Origin of the sequence: Kocuria sp. CH-021 (assembly GCF_049716185.1) — a bacterium.
Lineage (GTDB): Bacteria > Actinomycetota > Actinomycetes > Actinomycetales > Micrococcaceae > Kocuria > Kocuria cellulosilytica.
This window is the reverse complement of record NZ_JBNAFK010000008.1, coordinates 1-18,339: the sequence shown is the minus strand read 5'-3', so window position 1 is coordinate 18,339 and position 18,339 is coordinate 1. Positions and strand designations below refer to the sequence as shown.

Genomic DNA, 18,339 nt, shown 5'->3' with positions numbered 1-18,339 from the left:
TGACCGAGCCGTTCTGCGCGCAGGTGCCGGGGACGAGGCCATTGCCGATGCCGCCACTCCGCTCTGCCCTTCTTGTCAGCACCCTTGTTGGCCTTCGTGGGCCGTGCGTAGAGTCGGAGCAGTCCGGGCGCGGACACCGTGCCGGAGCAGGCCGAGGCAGGACCGGAGGGGTCTCGATGACGAGCAAGGACCGGATCGCTGAACCGTGGGGCGCCCGAACCCCCTACGCCGCCGGGGAGGACTGGCCGGTGCGGGTCGACACGCACCTGGCCGAGGGTCTGGGCCCCGAGGACATGGACCGATGGGTGCAGACCGCCTCGATCCTGCACTCCAACGGCGACGCCCTCGACATCGGAATCAAGGACGGAAAGATCGCCGGGGTCCGGGGCCGGGCCGTGGACCGGGTCAACCACGGGCGCCTGGGCGTGAAAGATCTCTACGGGTGGCAGGCCAACGCCTCCCCCGACCGGTTGACCAGGCCGTTGATCCGACGGGGCGGCAAGCTCGTGGAGACCGACTGGGACACCGCCATGGACCGGATCGTGGGACGCACCCAGGACCTGCTGGAGGAACAGGGCGCCAGCGCGATCGGCTTCTACACCACCGGCCAGCTCTTCGCCGAGGAGTACTACACCCTGGGCGTCCTCGCCCACGGCGGACTGGGCACCAACCACGTGGACGGCAACACCCGGCTGTGCACTGCCACCGCCGCCGCCGCGCTGAAGGAGTCCTTCGCCTCCGACGGCCAGCCCGGTTCCTACACCGACATCGATCACGCCGACGTCATCGCCCTGTACGGGCACAACATGGCCGAAACCCAGTCCGTGCTGTGGATGCGCGTGCTGGACCGCCTGGCCGGGCCCAATCCACCGCAGGTCATCTGCGTGGACCCCCGGCCCACCCCGGTCGCCCGGCACGCCACCGTGCACCTGGCCCCGCGCCCGGGCACCAACGTCGCCCTGATGAACGGGCTGCTGCACGAGATCATCACCCACGACTGGGTCGACCACGACTACATCGACGCCCACGCCGTGGGCTTCGCCGAACTCGAGAAGAGGGTGCAGGAGTACACCCCGGAAGCCGTGGCCACGATCTGCGACGTCCCCGCCGAGCAGATCCGGGAAGCCGCCCGCATCATCGGCGGTGCCCAGCGGTTGCTGTCCACCGTGCTGCAGGGCTTCTACCAGTCCCACCAGGCCACCGCCGCAGCGGTGCAGGTGAACAACGTCAACATCATCCGCGGCATGCTCGGCAGACCCGGTTGCGGGATCCTGCAGATGAACGGTCAGCCCACTGCCCAGAACACTCGCGAATGCGGCGGCGACGGCGACCTCCCCGCATTCCGCAACTGGTCCAACGACGCCCACGTCGCCGATCTCGCCAAGGTGTGGAACGTCGAACCGTTCCAGATCCCGCACTACTCCCCGCCCACCCACGTGATGCAGATGATGCGCTACGTCGAGGACGGCTCCATCCGCATGCTCTGGGTCAGCGGCACCAACCCTGCCGTGTCCTTGCCGGAACTGGCCCGGATTCGTTCGATCCTGCAGCAGAAGCGCCTGTTCCTGGTGGTCCAGGACATCTTCCTGTCCGAGACGGCCCAGCTGGCCGACGTGGTGCTGCCGGCCGCTACCTGGGGCGAGAAGACCGGGACCTTCACCAACGTGGACCGCACCGTGCACCTGTCCGAGAAGGCCGTCGACCCGCCCGGGGAGGCGAAACCGGATCTCGACATCTTCCTCGACTACGCCCACCGCCTCGGCCTGAAGGACAAGGACGGGGAACCGCTGATCAAGTGGCACGACCCCGAATCGGCCTTCGAGGCCTGGAAGGAGTGCACCCGTGGCCGGCCATGCGACTACACCGGCCTCAGCTACGACAAGCTGCGCGGTGGCTCCGGCATCCAGTGGCCCTGCAACGACGAGCACCCCGACGGCACCGAGCGCATCTACGTCGACGGGGCCTTCTGGTCCGACCCGGAGTACTGCGAGAGCTACGGCCGGGACCTGGTCACCGGCGCGCCGCTGGAGCCGGCCGAGTACAAGGCGCTGAACCCGTCGGGCAAGGCGATCCTCAAGGCCGCCCAGTACCTGCCGCCCCACGAGATGCCCAGTCAGGAGTTCCCGTTGCAGCTGATCACCGGGCGCACCCTCTACCACTTCCACACCCGCACCAAGACCGCCCGCGCTCCGCAGCTGCAGGACGCCGCCCCGGAAGTGTGGGTGGAGCTCTCCGCCGGTGACGCCGCCGCCACCGGGATCAGCGAGGGCGACCTGACCGAGATCACCACGCCGAGGGGATCAGTGCAGGCCAAGGCGCGGATCACCGAGATCCGCACCGGGGTGCTGTTCCTGCCCTTCCACTACGGGTACTGGGACACCAAGAAAGGACACGAGCCCGGCAAGGCCGGGCGGGCGGCCAACGAGCTGACCATCACCGACTGGGACGCGGCCTCCAAGCAGCCGATCTTCAAGACCGCCGCCGCCAGGATCACCAAGATCGCCGCGGCCAAGGGCCCCTCCCGGGCCCCGACCACCACGGCCTCGGCCCCGGTGGCCGACGTCGGGTACCGCACCACCGGCAGCCCGTCGGCAGCAGCCGACGAGAATGTCCACGACACCACCGCGGAGGCACTGCGATGAAGATCGGCCTGGTCCTGCACGAACTCCACCGCTCCGAGAACGACCTGGCCCAGAAGCTGCTGCACGTCTCCGAACGCCACAAGGTCGACCACGAGATCTACCACCTGGCCCGCGACCTCGCCCGCTGGTCCCAGCACCACGTCCGGGAGATCGCCGAGATCGGCCGGCACTACGACCAGGACCTCGACCCGGAACCCGAAGGCGAGCACGGCCTCACGGAGAAGCTGCGGGAGAAGGGCAGCGAGCTCATCGGCCGGCGCAGTCACGCCGCGCTGCTGATGCTGGTCGACCTGCGGGAGGTCTACACCATGGCCTCCGGGGTCTCGGCCGATTGGGAGATGCTCGCGCAGGCCGCCCAGGGCATCAAGCACCACGACCTGCTCGACGTCACCCAGCGCTGCCACCCCGACACCCTGCGCCAGCTCCGCTGGGCCAACGCCATGCTCAAGGTCAACTCCACGCAGATCCTCATCAGCTGACTGCATCTGTTCCTCCGGCTCACGTCGGGCCCACCGTGGCCATCGTGGCGGCCACCTCGCTGGACAGGGCCGGCCGCCGGCCGGCGCGGTCACCCGTCCCAGGCCACGAACGCCCCTGGTCGGGGCTGTGTCCACGATGTGGTGTCGATGCGCTATGCAGACGGATCGAGTCGCGGCTCGGACACGTGCACGTTCGACTCGGCGATGCGCAACCAGTCGGTGAGCACCTGGCAGGCGAGCTCGAGGTTGCCCATCTGGCAGTGCTGATCGGCCTGCTCCGCTCGGGTGAACACGCGCGTCGTGAGACTGTGGGCGCCCGTGAGCGCCTGAGCCTGGGCACGTGCCAGTGCCGGCGGCTGGAAGGCGTCGTGCTCCCCGCACATCAGCAGGACGTCCTGGTGCACCCGCCCGCTGTCCAGGTGTCCGGCGTTCATGCCCAGGAACCACTCGGCGACATCGGCCGGGTCGTCGCTGTCGAGCATGTACAGCACCTGGTCGACCACGGCACGCAGGGTCGGCGACAACCGAGCACGGGTGCGCACGCTCCAGCGCATGAAGCGCCGGTGCCGCACCATGGTGCGGACCGGGGCACGCAGCACCGGTGGAAGCCTGTGCAACCAGTCGTAGACCGGCGGCCAGGCCACGACACCGTGGATGCGGGACTCGCGCCCGGCCGCACGCAGCGCCCAGTACCCGCCCATCGAGATGCCGACCAAAGCGGCCCGGTCGAGCCGGAAGTGGTCCAGCACCGCCGCGACCGGCTTTTCCCAGTCGTGGTCGACGGTGAGCCCGTGCACCGTCCGCGCGCCGCCTTGTCCCGGCCCCTCGAAGGCGATCACGTCGAAGCCAGCAGCTGCGACCCGCTGCCAGACGGGGAAGAACTCCTCGATCAAGGAGTCGAATCCACCGTGCAGCAGCACGGTGCCACCCGTCGCCGATCCGCCCGCCGGAAGCGCATAGACCGGCAGCGCCGCTCCGGCATAGGGCACCTCGTGACGGACGATGGGAGCATCAGTGAACGCGGCGTCGAAGAGCTCGAGGTACCGGCGATAGCGATCCGCCTTCTGCACCGTCCGCGGCGGCGTGAAGAACTCCGCGATCCGCGCATAACCTGTCGCGTGCCGGTACCGGCCCTCGGCGGCGGCCCGGCTCGAGAGGCTCTCGAACACGGGAACACAGTCGTCCATCGACCCCAGGCGCGCCGCGGCGTCGAACAGCTCCCGGCGGTCGGCGAAGCCCAGTGCATGGGCCCGGTTCAGTTGATAGTTGATGAAGTCCCGTCGGTGAAAACGTTCGAATCCCACCGGCAGGGCAACGAGCTCAGGATTGCCCACACCGCCAGCGTACGCCTGGCGTGGCAGGCGCTCGAGACTCTCTGTGCACCAGCGACCCGCCTCACCCCGCCGATTTGCTCCCGGCAGGAATGCTCTGCTGAACCGTCGCCCTCACAGGAGGTGACCGGTGGCCGGCCGCATGCGGAGCGGCGGGGATGGAATTCTCGTTCACCCCTTGCTCATGGTCCCCTCGACGTCAGCGTGGTCGATCCTGAACCGGCGATCCCGCCCAGAACGCAGGACGCCGACGAGACCATCTCCACCGTCGTGCCGAGCTCGTGAGGTGACCTCTTCACGATGGCCGGCCGAGGATCAGCTGCTGTCGGTGGTGGTCGTAGTGCTGGGTGCCGTAGTGGTAGATCTCGGTCAGGCTCATCCAGTCGCGGAAGTACGGGTCCCAGGAGACCGGCATGTGCATCCCGCGGGCCAGGACGGCCGCGGGCTCGGCCTCGAGCTGGGCCTGCAGGGCGTCGAGGGTGCGGTCGAACCACCGGATGAGCCGCGGACCGTGGATCATCCGCGCGGCCCCACGGTCGCTCTGGTAGTTGATGAGGTGGAAGGGACGGGTGCCCGCCTCCAGCACCCGGGCGAAGGTGCGGCTGACCGGCTCGGGGAGACGACCCATGAGGCGCACCAGCGGCAGCAGGCGCCGGACGATCAGATAGCCGAAGAACATGTGGAACAGCAGCTGACCGTTGGTCCAGCGGGTGCCCGACGACGGCCGGCACAGCTCCGCCGGCGTCGCTGCGGCTACGAGGGCGTGGAAGTCCGCCCGGACCCGTTCGAGCTCGTCGTGGATCTCCTGACGGGTGGACGAGGTATCGCTGCTCATGGTGGTCATCCCCTCGTGCGGTGTGCTGGATGAGACAGAGCCCGGGCTCGAGGAGTCCGGCGCCGGCGCGTCAGCGCAGGTCGAGGAAGGAGCGGAGCTCGGCGAAGGCTTCGGGCACCACGGAGTAGTGGGCCCACTTGCCCCGCTGCTCCCGGGTGAGCAGCCCGGCGTCGACGAGCTTCTTCATGTGGTGGCTCACGGTGGGCTGGCTGATGTCCACCACCGCGGTCAGGTCGCACACGCAGACCGCACCGCACCCCTGCGCCGCCACGTGCGAGAGCAGCCGCAGGCGGGTCGGGTCGGACAGGGCCTTGAGCCGGCCGGCGATCCGCTGGGCGTCATCGGCGGCCATGGGCCCGCTCGACAGCGAGCAGCACTCCGTGCCCGTGGTGCTGGGAGCGCACTGATCGGCGGCGGCATGGAGGTCCGGTGCGAGAGTCATCACCCCATCCTACATTGACCAATATCGATGTGACCCCCTAGTGTTTCCGATAGATCGTCGTCGATACGAAGGGCTGCCCCTGATCATGAGCACCACCACCACCGCCCCCGCCGCCCACCAGGGGGTGATGAAGGACCTGTCCTTCCTCGACCGCTGGCTGCCCGCCTGGATCATCGCCGCCATGGTCGCCGGGCTGCTGCTGGGCCGCTTCGTCCCAGGGCTGAACACCGCCCTGGAGGCCGTGAAGATCGGCGAGGTGTCACTGCCCATCGCGATCGGGCTGCTGGTGATGATGTACCCCGTCCTGGCCAAGGTCCGCTACGACGAGACCCACCGCGTGGCCGGCGACCGCCGCCTCATGGGGGCCTCGCTGGTGCTGAACTGGATCGTCGGGCCCGCGCTGATGTTCGCCCTGGCCTGGATCTTCCTCCCCGACCTGCCCGAGTACCGCACCGGGCTGATCATCGTGGGCCTCGCCCGCTGCATCGCCATGGTCCTGATCTGGAATGATCTGGCCTGCGGCGACCGGGAAGCGGCCGCCGTGCTGGTCGCGATCAACTCGGTGTTCCAGGTCATCGCCTTCGGCGCCCTGGGCTGGTTCTACCTCCAGGTCCTCCCGTCCTGGCTGGGCCTGCCCACCACCTCCGCGGAGTTCTCCGTGTGGTCCATCGTCGTCTCCGTGCTCGTGTTCCTCGGGATCCCGCTGGTCGCCGGGTTCCTCACCCGCACCCTCGGCGAGAAGGCCAAGGGCCGCGACTGGTACGAGGGCACGTTCCTGCCCAAGCTCGGCCCCTGGGCCCTGTACGGGCTGCTGTTCACCATCGTGCTGCTCTTCGCCCTGCAGGGGGACGCGATCACCTCCAACCCCTGGGACGTGGTGCGCATCGCCTGGCCGCTGCTGGTGTACTTCTTCCTCATGTTCGGCATCGGCCTGCTCGCCTCCCGCGCCCTGGGCCTGAACTACGCGAGGTCCACGACCGTGGCCTTCACCGCCGCCGGAAACAACTTCGAGCTCGCCATCGCCGTGGCCATCGGCACCTTCGGGGTCACCTCCGGCCAGGCCCTGGCCGGGGTGGTCGGCCCGCTCATCGAGGTCCCCGTCCTGGTCGCGCTGGTCTACGTGTCCCTGTGGGCCGGGCGGAAGCTCTTCCCCGGTGACCACACCGTCCCCACCCGCTGACCCCGCGACCTTCCAGGAGCACCAGTTGAGCACCGAGACCACCAAGCCCTCCGTTCTGTTCGTCTGCGCCAAGAACGGCGGCAAGTCCCAGATGGCCGCCGCCCTCATGGACGAGCGCGCCGCAGGTGCCGTGGAGGTCCACTCCGCCGGCACCACACCGGGTACCAACATCAACGCCCTGTCCGCCGAGGTCGTCGCCGAGCTCGGTGCCGACATGTCGCGAGGACACCCCACGCCGATCGACCCGGAGCTGCTGCGATCCGTGGACCGCGTCGTCGTGCTCGGTGACGAGGCGAAGGTCGAGCCGGTCGAAGGCATGACCGGCACCATCGAGACCTGGCACACCGACGAGCCGTCGGAACGCGGGATCGAGGGCGCGGAGCGGATGCGCCTGGTCCGCGACGACATCGACACCCGGGTGCAGCAACTGCTCACCGAGCTCACCGACGGCAGCCCCTCCTGAGCGCCGCCCCTCCCCCTCCCCTCCCCCCTCTTTTCGTTGCGACAGAACGGACGATCCCGATGAGTGCTGAGACCACCCCCGAGACCACCTCCACGACCCCGGCCGAGACCACGGACAAGCCCTCCGTCCTGTTCGTGTGCGTGCACAACGCCGGCCGGTCCCAGATGGCCGCCGCCTACCTCACCCACCTCTCCGGCGGGCGCATCGAGGTGCGCTCGGCCGGCTCCGCCCCGGCCGACGCGGTGAACCCGGCCGCCGTGGAGGCCATGGCCGAGGAGGGCATCGACATGAGCGCCCAGACCCCGAAGATCCTCACCGACGAGGCGGTGCAGGACTCCGACGTGGTGATCACCATGGGCTGCGGGGACGCTTGCCCGTTCTACCCGGGCAAGCGCTACGAGGACTGGAAGCTGGAGGACCCTGCCGGCAAGGGCGTGGAGTCCGTGCGGCCCATCCGCGACGAGATCAAGGCCCGCATCCAGGCGCTGATCTCCGAGCTGCTGCCCGCCGACGACACCACCGCCACCCAGTAAGGACGGGAACGGTCATGACCACGGACACCACCACCGGGGCCTCTCGCCAACTGGCCGCCGGGGTGTTCGTGGTCATCGGCCACACCCCGCGCACCGAACTCGTCAAGGACCAGCTGAAGCTGGACGGCGAGGGCTGCATCACGGTGGACTCCCCCACCACCGTCACCAACCTGCTCGGGGTCTTCTCCTGCGGGGACGCGGTGGACCACCGCAACCGCCACGCCATCACAGCCGCCGGCACCGGATGCGCCGCCGCCCTGGCCGGGGACCGCACCGCGGCCGACGACGTGCAGCTCGTGCTGCCGGAGACCGGGGTGTGCTCCACCGACCTGGGCGGCTCCTGCGACCTCCCGGCCCCGGGTGCCGCGGAGCAGGGCTGCTGCGCCCCGGATGCCACGAAAGAGCCTGCCGATGCCTGCTGCTCCGGGCCCCAGCCCGTCACCATCGGGGCCGCCCCCGTCCATTGAGGCGGGGCCAGACCCGCATGGAGAGCGACGGAATGGGAGACTGAGCATCATGGAGCATCAGCTGGACGTCGTGATCATCGGCGGCGGTCAGGCCGGGTTGGCGGTGGGCTGGTACCTGCGCCGCCGCACGGACCTGTCCTTCGTGATCCTCGACGACCAGCACACCCCGGGCGGGGCCTGGCGGCACACCTGGCCCTCGCTGCGCCTTTTCTCCCCCGCCTCCTACTCCTCCCTCCCCGGCCGGCTCATGCCTTCCACCGGGGCGGACAACCCGGATGCGGCCCATGTCATCGACTACCTCACCGACTACGAGGACCGCTACGACCTGCCGGTCCGCCGGCCGGTCCACGTGAGCGCTGTGCACCGTGACGACGACGGCTTCCGCCTGCGAACCATCGAAGGCACCTGGTCCGCCCGGGCGGTGGTCAGTGCCACCGGCACCTGGTCCCAGCCCTTCTGGCCCACCGTCCCCGGCCAACGAGCGTTCACCGGGACCCAGGTGCACAGCGCCCACTACGGTGGCCCGGCAGCGTATGCGGGAGAGCGCGTGGTCGTGGTGGGCGGGGCGAACTCCGGGGCCCAGATCGCCGCCGAGATCGCCGAGGTCGCGGACCTGACCTGGTGCCTCAAGGGCGAGCCGCACTGGTTGCCTGACGAGGTCGACGGCCGGGAGCTCTTCCGCGTGGCCACCGAACGATCCCGGGCCCTGGCCGCCGGGCTCCCGGACCCGGGCGGGGTGGCGGCCCTGGGCAACATCGTCGTGGTGCCCCCGGTCAAGCGCGCCCGGGACGCCGGGCTGCTGCACCCGGAACCGATGTTCGACCGCTTCACCTCCACCGGGATCGCCTGGGCCGACGGACGGGAACAGGACGTGGACGCGGTGATCTGGTGCACCGGGTTCCGCCCCGCCCTGCGCCATCTGCGGCCCCTGCACGTGCGTGAGGCCGACGGGACGATCCGCACCGACGGGACCGCCTCGGCACAGGTTCCGGGGCTGTACCTGGTGGGCTACGGGGACTGGACCGGGCCCGGCTCAGCCACCCTCATCGGGGTCGGCCCCACCGCCAAGGCCACCGCCGCCGCCCTCCAACGCCAGCTGGCCACCCCGGCGCCCATCCCGACCCCCTGACCCCGGCATGCCCGCCGAGCGACGGGGCCGGGTTCAGGTGCCGACAGTGTCGCTGCGCCGCTCGAGCAGGCTCACGTCGCGCCACTGTCCCGCCTGGGGCCCGTGGCTCATCGGCCCCAGGCGCCGACCCGCCGGCCGCACCGCACGGTCCGCGAATGGGGGTGTGCCGCTCATGCGGTGGCCGCCGCGGGGGCGAACAACGTCCCCAGGGCCTCCAGCGCCGCCGGGTGGGCGCGGTAGTACACCCACACCCCACGCTTGTCCCGCTCCAGCACCCCCGCCTCGTGCAGGACCTTCAGGTGGTGGCTGATCGTGGGCTGGGACAGCTCGAACCCCGGCAGCAGGTCGCACACACACGCCTCCCCACCGGGGTGGGCCAGCACCATCGACAGCAGCTGCAGCCGCACCGGATCCGCCAGAGCCTTCAACAGCGCGGCGATTCCCTCCGCCTGTCCCCTGCCCAGCGGTTCCCGGGCCAGCGGGGCGCAGCACGCCAGGGCGGTCGGTGCCACCGAGGAATGGTCACCGGAAATAGACATACATCTATATTGACCTCCTTCGATGCCGGTGGCAACATCGAGACATCGACGACGATCTATATCCGATGGTGGGTCGTCTCTTCCGGAAAGGAACCCGTCATGTCCAGAGTCCAGCTCGCCCTGCGCGTCGCCGACCTCGAGGCCTCCATCGCGTTCTACTCGACCCTGTTCAACACAGCCCCGGCCAAGCGCCGGCCCGGCTACGCCAACTTCGCCATCACCGAACCCGCCCTCAAGCTCGTCCTCCTCGAGGGCGAACCCGGGGAGGACACCCGGATGGACCACCTCGGGGTGGAGGTCGAGTCCACCGAGATCGTCAACGTCGCCGCCGCCCGCCTGGCCGACGCGGGGCTGGCAACCCGCCCCGAAGAGCAGACCACCTGCTGCTACGCCGTCCAGGACAAGGTCTGGGTCACCGGCCCCGGCCAGGAACCCTGGGAGGTCTACACCGTCAAAGCCGATGCCCGCCCCGACCTGGAAGGCAAGACCGATCCCGAGCAGTCCGACGTGGCCGGCGACGGCACCTGCTGCACCACCGACGACCGGTCCGCCCCGGCCGACGTCGGCGAGCAGACCACCGAGCAGCCCAGCTGCTGCTGAGGCGCCCCAGGGGCGAGCCGCCTTCACCCGAAGGCCGGCCGAGTTCAGCCGACGTGCCAGTGACGGCGAATGAGCTCCTTCCGAGCAGCCACGTCTTCTGCGAGCTCCCCGACCGGCGTGGCGTCGTCGGTGTCGCGCAAGCCCACAAGCAAGGCGTCGATGAGCGCACCGGGGAAGACGCCGTCGGCCTCGAAGATCTCGCGCTCGGCCTCGAGCATGTCGGCCGACTCCGCGCACGAGCTGGGCAGGTGCTCGAAGTCATCGTGGTCGGCGGCGCTGAGCCGCTCGGCCAGCTCCACGCTCCCGGGATCGTTCAGCCCATGCTTCGCCGCGACGGCCATGCCGGCCAGGAGCAGGTGCACGTCGGCCGAGCCGTCGGCGAGCCGGAACTCGACGGTCTGCGGGTGCGTGGCGGGTTCGGGGACGGGCTCGGCGCTGCCGGGATTGGCGTGGGCGACCATTCCGGCCAGCACGTCCCCACCCCACGCCAGGGGGACCCGGACGAGACCGGTGCGGTTCTGCTCACCCCAGCAGATGCTCTCGGGCGACTCCGCACCGTCGGTGAATCGCAGGTAGGACGTGGGGACCGTGTTGCCGAACGCGGTCAGCGCCCTGGCCGCCGAGAGATAGCCGGCGATCAGCCGACGCCCGGTGTCGTTGATCCCCTCCTTGCCGACGATGGTGCTGACGCCGTGGCGCACCAGCCGGCTGTGGATGTGCAGGCCGTTTCCTGCGCCCTTGCCGCTCACCGAGGGAGCGAAGGTCGCCTCGAGACCGTGGGCGTGGGCGACCTCGCGCACCACCCACTTCGCCAGGACGAGGTTGTCGGCCGCCTGCTCCAAGGGCACGGGTTGGAGCTCGATCTCGTGCTGCACCAGCTGCCGGTCGTCCTCGAGGATGTTGCCGACCTCGCCGTGGGCGTACTTCACCGGCACCCCCATGGCGCAGAGGTGACCCAGCACCTGTTCCCGGACCCGCTGGCCCTTCGAGAAGGGCGCCGACTCCTGATAGCCGCGCTCCTCCTCGACGGGATAGATCCGCTCGGGCCCGCCGACGAGGTAGTACTCCAGCTCGCCGAAGGCCTCCAGCGTCATGCCGGTCTCCTGCGTCAGCACCTCGGCCGCGCGGCGCACCACCTGCTCGCGCGCGTAGGACAGCGGCTTGCCGAGCTCGTCGTAGAACGAACACAGCACGTCGAGCGAGCACCGCGCCCCCAAGGGGTTGAGGAAGGCGGTGCGGTGCCGCGGAACGATGTAGACGTCGCTGTTGTCGGTATCGGTGCCGGCGAAGACACTCGAGCCGTCCACACGCTCGCCCCGCGTCAGCACCTCGATGAGGTGCTCGCGCGAATTGATGGGGAAGGCCAGGGTCTTCAGGCGCCCGTCGCCGCCGACGTAGCGCAGGTTCACCTGGTGCAGCCCCAGCTGTTCGGTCGCCCGCACGAGGTCCCCGCCGGTGAAGTCGGCGGAGGGCTTGCCGAGCAGGCGGACGATCGGATGGGGTTCGAAGGCGTCGATGGCCATGCTCCGTTCTACCAGCGCCACAGTGCGTTCCACCAGCGTCCAGATGCCAAGGCCCTACCGAGAGCGACCGGTCCGGGAAAAGATGCTGGCCGCGTGCCGAACTGGTGACACCCCGGATGTGGCCGGACTCGACCGACCTGGCCCACAGGGCAGCCGGGGTCGGGGCGAGATTTCGTGTCCAGCATGTGTGGCTCTACGTGGCCGCGACGGTCGTGGTCGCCCTGCTCCTCGAGGCGTCGGGATCGATCCGCTCATAGGTTCGCGCGGTCTTCAGTCGGCACCCGCCCGCGCCTCGACCACCACTTTGCCGAGCGCGTGGCCTCCACCGACGTAGGCGAGCGCTTCGGGCACCTGCTCGAGTGGGAACACGCGGTCGATGTGGATACGGACGTCTCCCGCGATGCATCGGTCGGCAAGAGGCGAGAAGTGCGCCGGACCCGGCTTGACGGCGAGAACCCCCAGCCGCCGACCCGTCATCGTGCCGATCAGTGTGCCTACCGTCACCACCCGCAGCAGGGCGCGCGTCGTCCCGCCGACGATCAGGTAGGTGCCACCGGGGGCGAGCGCACGGCGATACGCGAACACCGACCGCCGGGCGGCGAGGTCGATGATGAGGTCGTACGGACCGGTGCGCGTGAAGTCGTCGCTGCGGTAGTCGATGACCTCGGCGGCCCCCAGGGATCGCATGAAGTCGAGCTTGCCGGCGTTGTCGACGCCGGTGACATGGATGCCGGAAGCAGCGGCGAGCTGGAGCGCGAACGCCCCCGTTCCTCCGCCGGCGCCGTTGATCAGCATCCGCTCACCGGGCTTCGCGCGCGCAACTGCTTGCACCGCGATCGCCCCCGACTGCGGCAGTGTCGACGCCTCGGCGAACGACAGTCCGGCCGGCTTGAGCGCGAGAGCGTGCTCGGGCGCCACGGCGTACTCCGCGAAGCCGCCTTTCAGCGTGAGATTGTCGCCGTAGACATTGTCACCGGGCCGGAGCAGCGTGACCCCTGCGCCCACTGCCTGGACCACTCCCGCGATGTCCGAACCGAGCGTGCGGCGGGCGGGTCCGAACAGGCCGCCGAGTCGGGCATAGGCGGGCGCCCCGTGCAGCCCCTCCCAATCGCTCAGATTGACCGAGGTCGCGATCACCCGCACGAGCACCTGGCCTCTTCCCGGCGTCGGCGTGGCGATGTCGGCGAGCCGCAGAACATCGGGCGAGCCGTAGCGGTCATGGACGATCGCTCTCATGCCCGCACGACCATGCGCTAACGCCCACGAAGCGTGGGGCTCTCGTCGGCGACCCGACGCTCCAGGCTCTCCAGCAGCAGCTCCAACCCGTAGTCGAACTCGTCCGCGAACGCGTAGACGCCATCGCCCAGCAGCTCGGCACGCGAGCGCGCAATGTGCGGATACAGCTCCGCCGACGCCCCGACCTTGACGGCGAACGCCTCCTCGGCGCCGTCCCCCGGTTCGAACGGCAGGCTCGTCCAGGTCAGCGCGAACCCGTACACGTAGGCGTCGATCGCGGAGAACGCGTGTGTTGCGAGCGCGGCGCTGAAGCCCTCGGCCATCAGCACGCCGAGGAGACGGTCGTGGTGCTGCAGCAGCGCTGGGCCGGGGTTGGGGCGCGACTCCATCATCCCGAGCGCCCACGGATGAGCGGTGAGCACCGACCGTGCCGATCGTGCCCGGCCGGTCAGCGCCTCCCGCCAGGTCGCGCCGACCTGGGGCAGTTCGATCCTCTCGAACACCCAGTCGGCGAGGTCGTCGAGCAGCGCCTCCTTGCTGGGGACGTGATGGTAGAGCGACATCGCCTCGACGCCGAGCGCCTTCGCGACACTGCGCATGCTCACGGCGGCGACACCCGCGCGGTCGGCGACCGCGGCGGCGGCGTCGATGATCCTCTCCCTGCTCAATGGTGTGCGTCGCGTCATTTTCCCATCCTTGCGCACTTACGCCTGTAAGTCTAAACTCGTGATTACGCCCTTACAGGCGTAAGTCGCTTGTTCGACGAAACCCGAGGACCTGGCGATCCTCACCACCACAACGGAGCCCATGATGAGAACACGTCAACGCACCACCACGCTGGAGAACCTGCGGATCCCGGTGCAGGCCAAGCTCGCGGCGGCATGGACCAGCTTGATGTTCTTCTACATCTACATCGACTACTTCCACCTCTACCAGCCCGGCGCCATCGACCAGATCCGAGGTGGCGGCATCTTCGAGTTCGGCATCACCCCGACGTTGATGACCGTCTTCGTCGTGGTCATCGGGATCCCGGCCCTGATGGTGATGCTCTCCATGACGCTGCCCGCCCGTGCGAACCGCGCCACGAACCTCGTCGTGGCATCGCTCTACATCCCCGTCACGGTGTTCAACGCGGTCGGGACGTCCTGGGACTGGGCCTTCTACTACGGCTTCCACATCACCATCGAGGTGCTGCTCCTGGCCTTCATCCTGCGCTCCGCCTGGACCTGGCCCCGCACCGCGTCGCCGGCGACCATGCCGGCCAACCCGGACCGTGAAGCCGCTCGCATCCAGCAGCAAGCGTGAACCCAAGAACGGTTCCCGTCCTGTTCGGAGCCATCTGCTTCGGTGCCGCGGAGCGGGCCTCCTGGCAGTGGGACACCGACTACCACTGAGACGTCGCGTGGGGGCCTTCCAAGGCCCCCACCGGCAGGTCAGGTCATCGGACGCGCACGCAGAGCCCCCGCATCGTCGACACCGGCCCCCAGCGCGGCAACGTCGTCGTCCGCCGCACCGACCCGCCACGACGGGCACGCCGGCCATCGCCGTCCTGGGCGGCCTGTCCATCACCGGCGAATACGCCACCATGATCCGCTCCACGTTCGCGGCAGTCCCGGCCCGGATCCCGGTCCTCGGCGCCAAGGCGATCGTCCTGGTCGCGCCGCTCCCGGTCGTCATCGTGCACACGGTGCGGCGGCAGAGGGCGTCGGTCACAGCTCGCTCTTGACCGGGACTGCACCCTGGAACCCTCCGGCGATGCCCCTGAACCGACCGAGACTGGAGAACGCCATGAACACACGCACTCAGCATCCGCGCAAAACGATGAGGGCCATCACCCAACTGCGATACGGCGGGACCGAGGTGCTCTCGCTCGCCGAGGTCGAGACGCCGGTGACCGGCGACGACGAGGTGCTCATCCGGTTGGGCGCAGTCGGGGTCAGCGCCGGCGACATCCTGTTGATGCATGGCGAGCCACGGATGGTCCGCCTCGCATTCGGGCTCCGGCGGCCCAGGCAACCGACCATCGGCCGGGACGTCGCGGGCGTAGTCGCGGCGGTCGGTGCGCAGGTGACCCGCTTCCGCGTCGGCGACGCGGTGTACGCGGAGTCGAACCAGGGCGGGTACGCGGAGTTCGCCGCGGTGCAGGAACGGTTCGTCGCGCTGCGCCCGACGACCGTGGACGCCGTTCACGCCTCGGCCGTGCCGGTCTCGGGGACCACCGCGCTCCAAGGACTCAGGCTGGCAGGCGTTGCTCCCGGGCAGCACGTGCTCGTGAACGGCGCCTCCGGCGGCGTCGGCGGATTCGCCGTGCAGCTCGCGAAGGCGATGGGCGCCGAGGTGACGGGTGTCTGTCGCGCCGCGAAGGCCGACCACGTGCGTGCGATCGGCGCCGACCACGTCATCGACCACACCAGCGAGGACTTCACCGCCGGCGGAGGTCGCTACGCCGTGATCTTCGACCTCGTCGCCGACCACCCCCTCGGACGGTTGCGTCGCTCACTCACCCGGCACGGAACGCTCTTGGTCGCAGCCGGAAAGGGAGGGAAGGTGTTCGGCCCGGTCGGTCGCATCATCCGCGCATCGACCATGTCGTTGTTCGTGTCGCAGCGGCTGCGTCCGCTGGCTGCCAGGAGGAACGGCGGCGACCTCGCCGAGCTGACGCGGCGCATCGATGCGGGCGAGGTCGTGCCCGTCGTCGACAAGGTGTTCCCGCTCGAGCGCGCCGCCGAGGCGATCACCCGACTCGAGTCGGGTCAGGTGCGGGGCAAGGTGGTCATCACGGTCTGAGCGCACGTGAACGAAGGACCCGTTGGACTCGACCGCCCGCCCTGACCCTCGTGCGGCAAGTCCTGGACCGGCGAGCCCACACCATCTCCGAAGCAATGAGAACCAACCGGGGCTGACAACAGCATGACCACCCGGATGTGGAACACCGATCGCGCCGTCAGCCGCGGGGACGGTTCCTGTCGCTGCCGGACCGTCCGGGCGTGAGCATTCCGAGCTCGTTCACCAGCAGCGCACCTCCTGCCGCAGGCAGGAACAGCAAGGCCGGCATCCACTCAGTCACGGCGAACAGGCCCAGCGCGAGGAGGAGAACGACGATCGCTGCGACTCGAACCTTGGTGTGCATGACATCACTTCCGTTGCGTTCGTGAAGACTAGCATCGGCCTCCGGGGCGGCTCTGAGCCGTCTGCTTCAGCGTGCGAATTCCTGGTGGAGACAGGAACCTCATCATCCTCACCAGGAATTTCCCCGGCTGTCCGCCCTGTCCGGGCACCGTACCTTCGGAAGCACTCACCTCGGCCGTCGGTGACAGCGTGAGAAGCACGAACACCCGTCGAGCCCGCGTTCCTGCCCCCTCCACCCCGGCCCGACGCCACCACGATGACCGCAGTCCGCACGGACGGCCCAGCGCCGGCAGCTTGCGGCCATAGACCCCCCCCGCACCGCCCCGGTCGGACGCTGGGAGAGCATCCTCCAGTCGCCAAGGAGCCCCGCTGTGCAGCGATCAGTCCGTGTCCTCAGCGTCGCCGTTGCCGCTCTCACATCCCTGGGCCTCACCGGGTGCGAGGACAACCTGCTCCTCCAGGACAGACCGACCACCCCCTCCCAGGTCACGCCCACCGCGGTCACCCTCGACCCGGGGTGCACCATCTCAGAAGCCGGCACGAACCCAGGGCAGACCGAGGACCACACCACAGCACCCGACAACTTGAAGCTGAGCTGCGGCGACCGAACCCTGATCCTCGCCGGTGATGGCGCGGCAGTCCCTTCCGCTGTGACATTCACGGCTCGACACTCCACCCGTCACCTGTCGGTGCTGCAGTCCCTGCTGTCAGATCGTGCTGACCGTCGTAGGTGCCATAGGGGCCGGCTGCTTCCTGCCCTCGGGCGCCCGGACGCGGCTCCTTCGGGTCCACGCACCACGTGACGGAAACCACTTTAATGTACTATTGTCAGTACATGCTGAAGGTAGGGATGCCCAGGATTTCCATGAACGTGACGACGACCTTCTACGGCAACGTCGTCAATGACATCGCCGTCGCCAAGGCGGCGGGCTTCGGCGGCATCGAGCTGCAGAGTCCCAAGCTCTACCGTTACCTCGACGCGGGATATCCGGCTGAGTCGTTGCTCCCGCTGCTCGAGGGGATCGAGGTCACCGGGCTCGGTGCCGTGCTCAATCTCGAGCGGCAAGGTGATGCGCGCGCCGGGTTCCTCGCCGAGGTCACGCGCATGTGCGACATCGCCGTGGTGGTCGGGGCACCGATAGTGCAGCTGTGCACGGGCCCGGTCGACTGGAACGTCGTGAAGGACTTCAAGGCAGGCCACTTGAGCGCCCACGACCCGCGCTACCGCGGCACGATCGGCCTCAGCGAGAACGACGCACTGGATGCCGCGGCATCCAATGTGCGGGAGGCCGCCGACATCGCAGCCGATCGTGGACTCGACCTCTACCTCGAGCCACTCGCCTGGTCGAACCTCAACCGGCACCGTCACTCGCTCGAGATCATCGAGCGCGCCGGCCGAGCCAACGTCGGCATCGCCCTGGACACCTGGCACTACTGGACCACCGGCGACACCCTTGAGGAGGTGGCCGCCACACCGAAGGAACTCATCAAGGCCGCACACATCTCCGACGGCCTCGACCTCGATCGCGTGAACGACGTGCCGGATCAGAGTGTGCACCGCAACGTTGTCATCGGCGGTGGCGCGATTCCGCTGCAGGAGTGGATCGACGCGATCAAATCGACCGGCTACGACGGGTGGTGGTGCTCGGAAATGTTCAGCGACAAGGCCAACGAGCACGACTTCCTCAAGGTTGCGACCACCATGCGCAACCTGCTCGACATCATGATCTCCTAAGACCTGGTCTCATAACTCTTCTACCTGACGCAGTCGGCGGAAGTTGATGAGCGTGACGGCGAGCAAGAGCAGCGGG

General features: G+C 69.1%; 18 protein-coding genes and 1 pseudogene. 11 read left to right on the top strand and 8 right to left on the bottom strand.

Features of this window, described 5'->3' with window-relative positions; translation table 11 throughout:
* Positions 1–176 precede the first annotated feature (176 nt).
* Entirely contained in the window at positions 177–2,642 is a 2,466-nt protein-coding gene (locus ACPYN7_RS07655; RefSeq protein WP_424347238.1) for a molybdopterin oxidoreductase family protein, read from the top strand.
* Positions 2,639–3,121, top strand: a complete 483-nt coding sequence (locus ACPYN7_RS07650) for a hypothetical protein (protein ID WP_424347237.1) — start codon at positions 2,639–2,641, stop codon at positions 3,119–3,121. The genes ACPYN7_RS07655 and ACPYN7_RS07650 overlap by 4 nt, the downstream gene beginning before the upstream one ends.
* Before the next feature lie 152 nt (positions 3,122–3,273).
* Here the strand turns inward: ACPYN7_RS07650 and ACPYN7_RS07645 are convergent, their stop codons facing one another.
* From ACPYN7_RS07645 to ACPYN7_RS07635, 3 genes are all read right to left on the bottom strand, one after another.
* Entirely contained in the window at positions 3,274–4,455 is a 1,182-nt protein-coding gene (locus tag ACPYN7_RS07645) for an alpha/beta hydrolase family protein (RefSeq protein WP_424347236.1), read from the bottom strand.
* 292 nt (positions 4,456–4,747) lie between these two features.
* Positions 4,748–5,287: a DinB family protein gene (locus ACPYN7_RS07640; RefSeq protein ID WP_424347235.1), complete on the bottom strand. Its 540-nt coding sequence runs from the start codon at positions 5,285–5,287 to the stop codon at positions 4,748–4,750.
* Positions 5,288–5,357: 70 nt separating this feature from the next.
* Positions 5,358–5,729, bottom strand: a complete 372-nt coding sequence (locus ACPYN7_RS07635) for an ArsR/SmtB family transcription factor (RefSeq protein ID WP_058874498.1) — start codon at positions 5,727–5,729, stop codon at positions 5,358–5,360.
* Positions 5,730–5,814: 85 nt separating this feature from the next.
* On the opposite strand from ACPYN7_RS07635, the gene arsB reads away from it, so the two are divergent.
* The 5 genes and pseudogenes from arsB (at position 5,815) to ACPYN7_RS07610 (ending at position 9,501) form a co-directional block, all read left to right on the top strand.
* Positions 5,815–6,909: an ACR3 family arsenite efflux transporter gene (arsB, locus tag ACPYN7_RS07630; protein WP_058874497.1), complete on the top strand. Its 1,095-nt coding sequence runs from the start codon at positions 5,815–5,817 to the stop codon at positions 6,907–6,909.
* Positions 6,910–6,934: 25 nt separating this feature from the next.
* A complete protein-coding gene (locus ACPYN7_RS07625) occupies positions 6,935–7,372 on the top strand; it encodes a low molecular weight phosphatase family protein (RefSeq protein WP_082697116.1) in 438 nt (145 codons plus the stop codon).
* A gap of 59 nt (positions 7,373–7,431) precedes the next feature.
* Positions 7,432–7,905, top strand: a complete 474-nt coding sequence (locus ACPYN7_RS07620) for an arsenate reductase ArsC (RefSeq protein ID WP_058874496.1) — start codon at positions 7,432–7,434, stop codon at positions 7,903–7,905.
* Positions 7,906–7,916: 11 nt separating this feature from the next.
* Positions 7,917–8,186 (top strand): annotated as a pseudogene (locus ACPYN7_RS07615) (FAD-dependent oxidoreductase); the annotation flags it as partial.
* Positions 8,187–8,421: 235 nt separating this feature from the next.
* Positions 8,422–9,501 carry an ArsO family NAD(P)H-dependent flavin-containing monooxygenase gene (locus ACPYN7_RS07610; protein WP_424347234.1) on the top strand — a complete coding sequence of 360 codons (1,080 nt, stop codon included), beginning with the start codon at positions 8,422–8,424 and terminating at the stop codon, positions 9,499–9,501.
* A gap of 170 nt (positions 9,502–9,671) precedes the next feature.
* Here the strand turns inward: ACPYN7_RS07610 and ACPYN7_RS07605 are convergent, their stop codons facing one another.
* Positions 9,672–10,040, bottom strand: coding sequence for a metalloregulator ArsR/SmtB family transcription factor (locus ACPYN7_RS07605; protein ID WP_424347233.1), 369 nt, complete (start codon positions 10,038–10,040; stop codon positions 9,672–9,674).
* A gap of 99 nt (positions 10,041–10,139) precedes the next feature.
* On the opposite strand from ACPYN7_RS07605, the gene ACPYN7_RS07600 reads away from it, so the two are divergent.
* Complete coding sequence (locus tag ACPYN7_RS07600; RefSeq protein WP_424347232.1) at positions 10,140–10,640, top strand: ArsI/CadI family heavy metal resistance metalloenzyme; 501 nt, start codon at positions 10,140–10,142, stop codon at positions 10,638–10,640.
* A 44-nt stretch (positions 10,641–10,684) separates the two neighbouring features.
* Here ACPYN7_RS07600 and ACPYN7_RS07595 read toward each other — a convergent pair whose 3' ends face one another.
* The 3 genes from ACPYN7_RS07595 to ACPYN7_RS07585 all read right to left on the bottom strand — a co-directional run bounded on the left by ACPYN7_RS07595 (position 10,685) and on the right by ACPYN7_RS07585 (position 14,085).
* Positions 10,685–12,163, bottom strand: a complete 1,479-nt coding sequence (locus ACPYN7_RS07595; protein ID WP_424347231.1) for a glutamine synthetase beta-grasp domain-containing protein — start codon at positions 12,161–12,163, stop codon at positions 10,685–10,687.
* A gap of 270 nt (positions 12,164–12,433) precedes the next feature.
* Positions 12,434–13,399: an NAD(P)-dependent alcohol dehydrogenase gene (locus tag ACPYN7_RS07590; RefSeq protein WP_424347230.1), complete on the bottom strand. Its 966-nt coding sequence runs from the start codon at positions 13,397–13,399 to the stop codon at positions 12,434–12,436.
* A gap of 17 nt (positions 13,400–13,416) precedes the next feature.
* Complete coding sequence (locus tag ACPYN7_RS07585) at positions 13,417–14,085, bottom strand: TetR/AcrR family transcriptional regulator C-terminal domain-containing protein (protein WP_058874489.1); 669 nt, start codon at positions 14,083–14,085, stop codon at positions 13,417–13,419.
* Between the two features lie 121 nt (positions 14,086–14,206).
* Between ACPYN7_RS07585 and ACPYN7_RS07580 the strand changes: the two genes are divergently transcribed.
* The gene (locus tag ACPYN7_RS07580; protein WP_424347229.1) at positions 14,207–14,704 is read left to right on the top strand and encodes a DUF6326 family protein; all 498 of its coding nucleotides are present in this window, start codon (positions 14,207–14,209) and stop codon (positions 14,702–14,704) included.
* A 483-nt stretch (positions 14,705–15,187) separates the two neighbouring features.
* Entirely contained in the window at positions 15,188–16,186 is a 999-nt protein-coding gene (locus ACPYN7_RS07575) for an NAD(P)-dependent alcohol dehydrogenase (RefSeq protein ID WP_424347228.1), read from the top strand.
* A gap of 157 nt (positions 16,187–16,343) precedes the next feature.
* Here the strand turns inward: ACPYN7_RS07575 and ACPYN7_RS07570 are convergent, their stop codons facing one another.
* A complete protein-coding gene (locus ACPYN7_RS07570; RefSeq protein ID WP_058874486.1) occupies positions 16,344–16,529 on the bottom strand; it encodes a hypothetical protein in 186 nt (61 codons plus the stop codon).
* A gap of 864 nt (positions 16,530–17,393) precedes the next feature.
* Here ACPYN7_RS07570 and ACPYN7_RS07565 point away from each other — a divergent pair.
* Positions 17,394–18,263, top strand: a complete 870-nt coding sequence (locus ACPYN7_RS07565) for a sugar phosphate isomerase/epimerase family protein (protein ID WP_424347227.1) — start codon at positions 17,394–17,396, stop codon at positions 18,261–18,263.
* Positions 18,264–18,339: the final 76 nt, after the last annotated feature.

Excerpts from the sequence above, each read along its gene's own strand:
- ACPYN7_RS07655 (WP_424347238.1), top strand. The coding sequence starts at position 177 with ATGACGAGCAAGGACCGGATCGCTGAACCGTGGGGCGCCCGAACCCCC.
- ACPYN7_RS07650 (WP_424347237.1), top strand. The coding sequence starts at position 2,639 with ATGAAGATCGGCCTGGTCCTGCACGAACTCCACCGCTCCGAGAACGAC.
- ACPYN7_RS07640 (WP_424347235.1), bottom strand. The coding sequence starts at position 5,287 with ATGAGCAGCGATACCTCGTCCACCCGTCAGGAGATCCACGACGAGCTC.
- ACPYN7_RS07635 (WP_058874498.1), bottom strand. The coding sequence starts at position 5,729 with ATGACTCTCGCACCGGACCTCCATGCCGCCGCCGATCAGTGCGCTCCC.
- arsB (WP_058874497.1), top strand. The coding sequence starts at position 5,815 with ATGAGCACCACCACCACCGCCCCCGCCGCCCACCAGGGGGTGATGAAG.
- ACPYN7_RS07620 (WP_058874496.1), top strand. The coding sequence starts at position 7,432 with ATGAGTGCTGAGACCACCCCCGAGACCACCTCCACGACCCCGGCCGAG.
- ACPYN7_RS07610 (WP_424347234.1), top strand. The coding sequence starts at position 8,422 with ATGGAGCATCAGCTGGACGTCGTGATCATCGGCGGCGGTCAGGCCGGG.
- ACPYN7_RS07605 (WP_424347233.1), bottom strand. The coding sequence starts at position 10,040 with ATGTCTATTTCCGGTGACCATTCCTCGGTGGCACCGACCGCCCTGGCG.
- ACPYN7_RS07600 (WP_424347232.1), top strand. The coding sequence starts at position 10,140 with ATGTCCAGAGTCCAGCTCGCCCTGCGCGTCGCCGACCTCGAGGCCTCC.
- ACPYN7_RS07595 (WP_424347231.1), bottom strand. The coding sequence starts at position 12,163 with ATGGCCATCGACGCCTTCGAACCCCATCCGATCGTCCGCCTGCTCGGC.
- ACPYN7_RS07590 (WP_424347230.1), bottom strand. The coding sequence starts at position 13,399 with ATGAGAGCGATCGTCCATGACCGCTACGGCTCGCCCGATGTTCTGCGG.
- ACPYN7_RS07585 (WP_058874489.1), bottom strand. The coding sequence starts at position 14,085 with ATGACGCGACGCACACCATTGAGCAGGGAGAGGATCATCGACGCCGCC.
- ACPYN7_RS07580 (WP_424347229.1), top strand. The coding sequence starts at position 14,207 with ATGATGAGAACACGTCAACGCACCACCACGCTGGAGAACCTGCGGATC.
- ACPYN7_RS07575 (WP_424347228.1), top strand. The coding sequence starts at position 15,188 with ATGAACACACGCACTCAGCATCCGCGCAAAACGATGAGGGCCATCACC.
- ACPYN7_RS07570 (WP_058874486.1), bottom strand. The coding sequence starts at position 16,529 with ATGCACACCAAGGTTCGAGTCGCAGCGATCGTCGTTCTCCTCCTCGCG.
- ACPYN7_RS07565 (WP_424347227.1), top strand. The coding sequence starts at position 17,394 with ATGAACGTGACGACGACCTTCTACGGCAACGTCGTCAATGACATCGCC.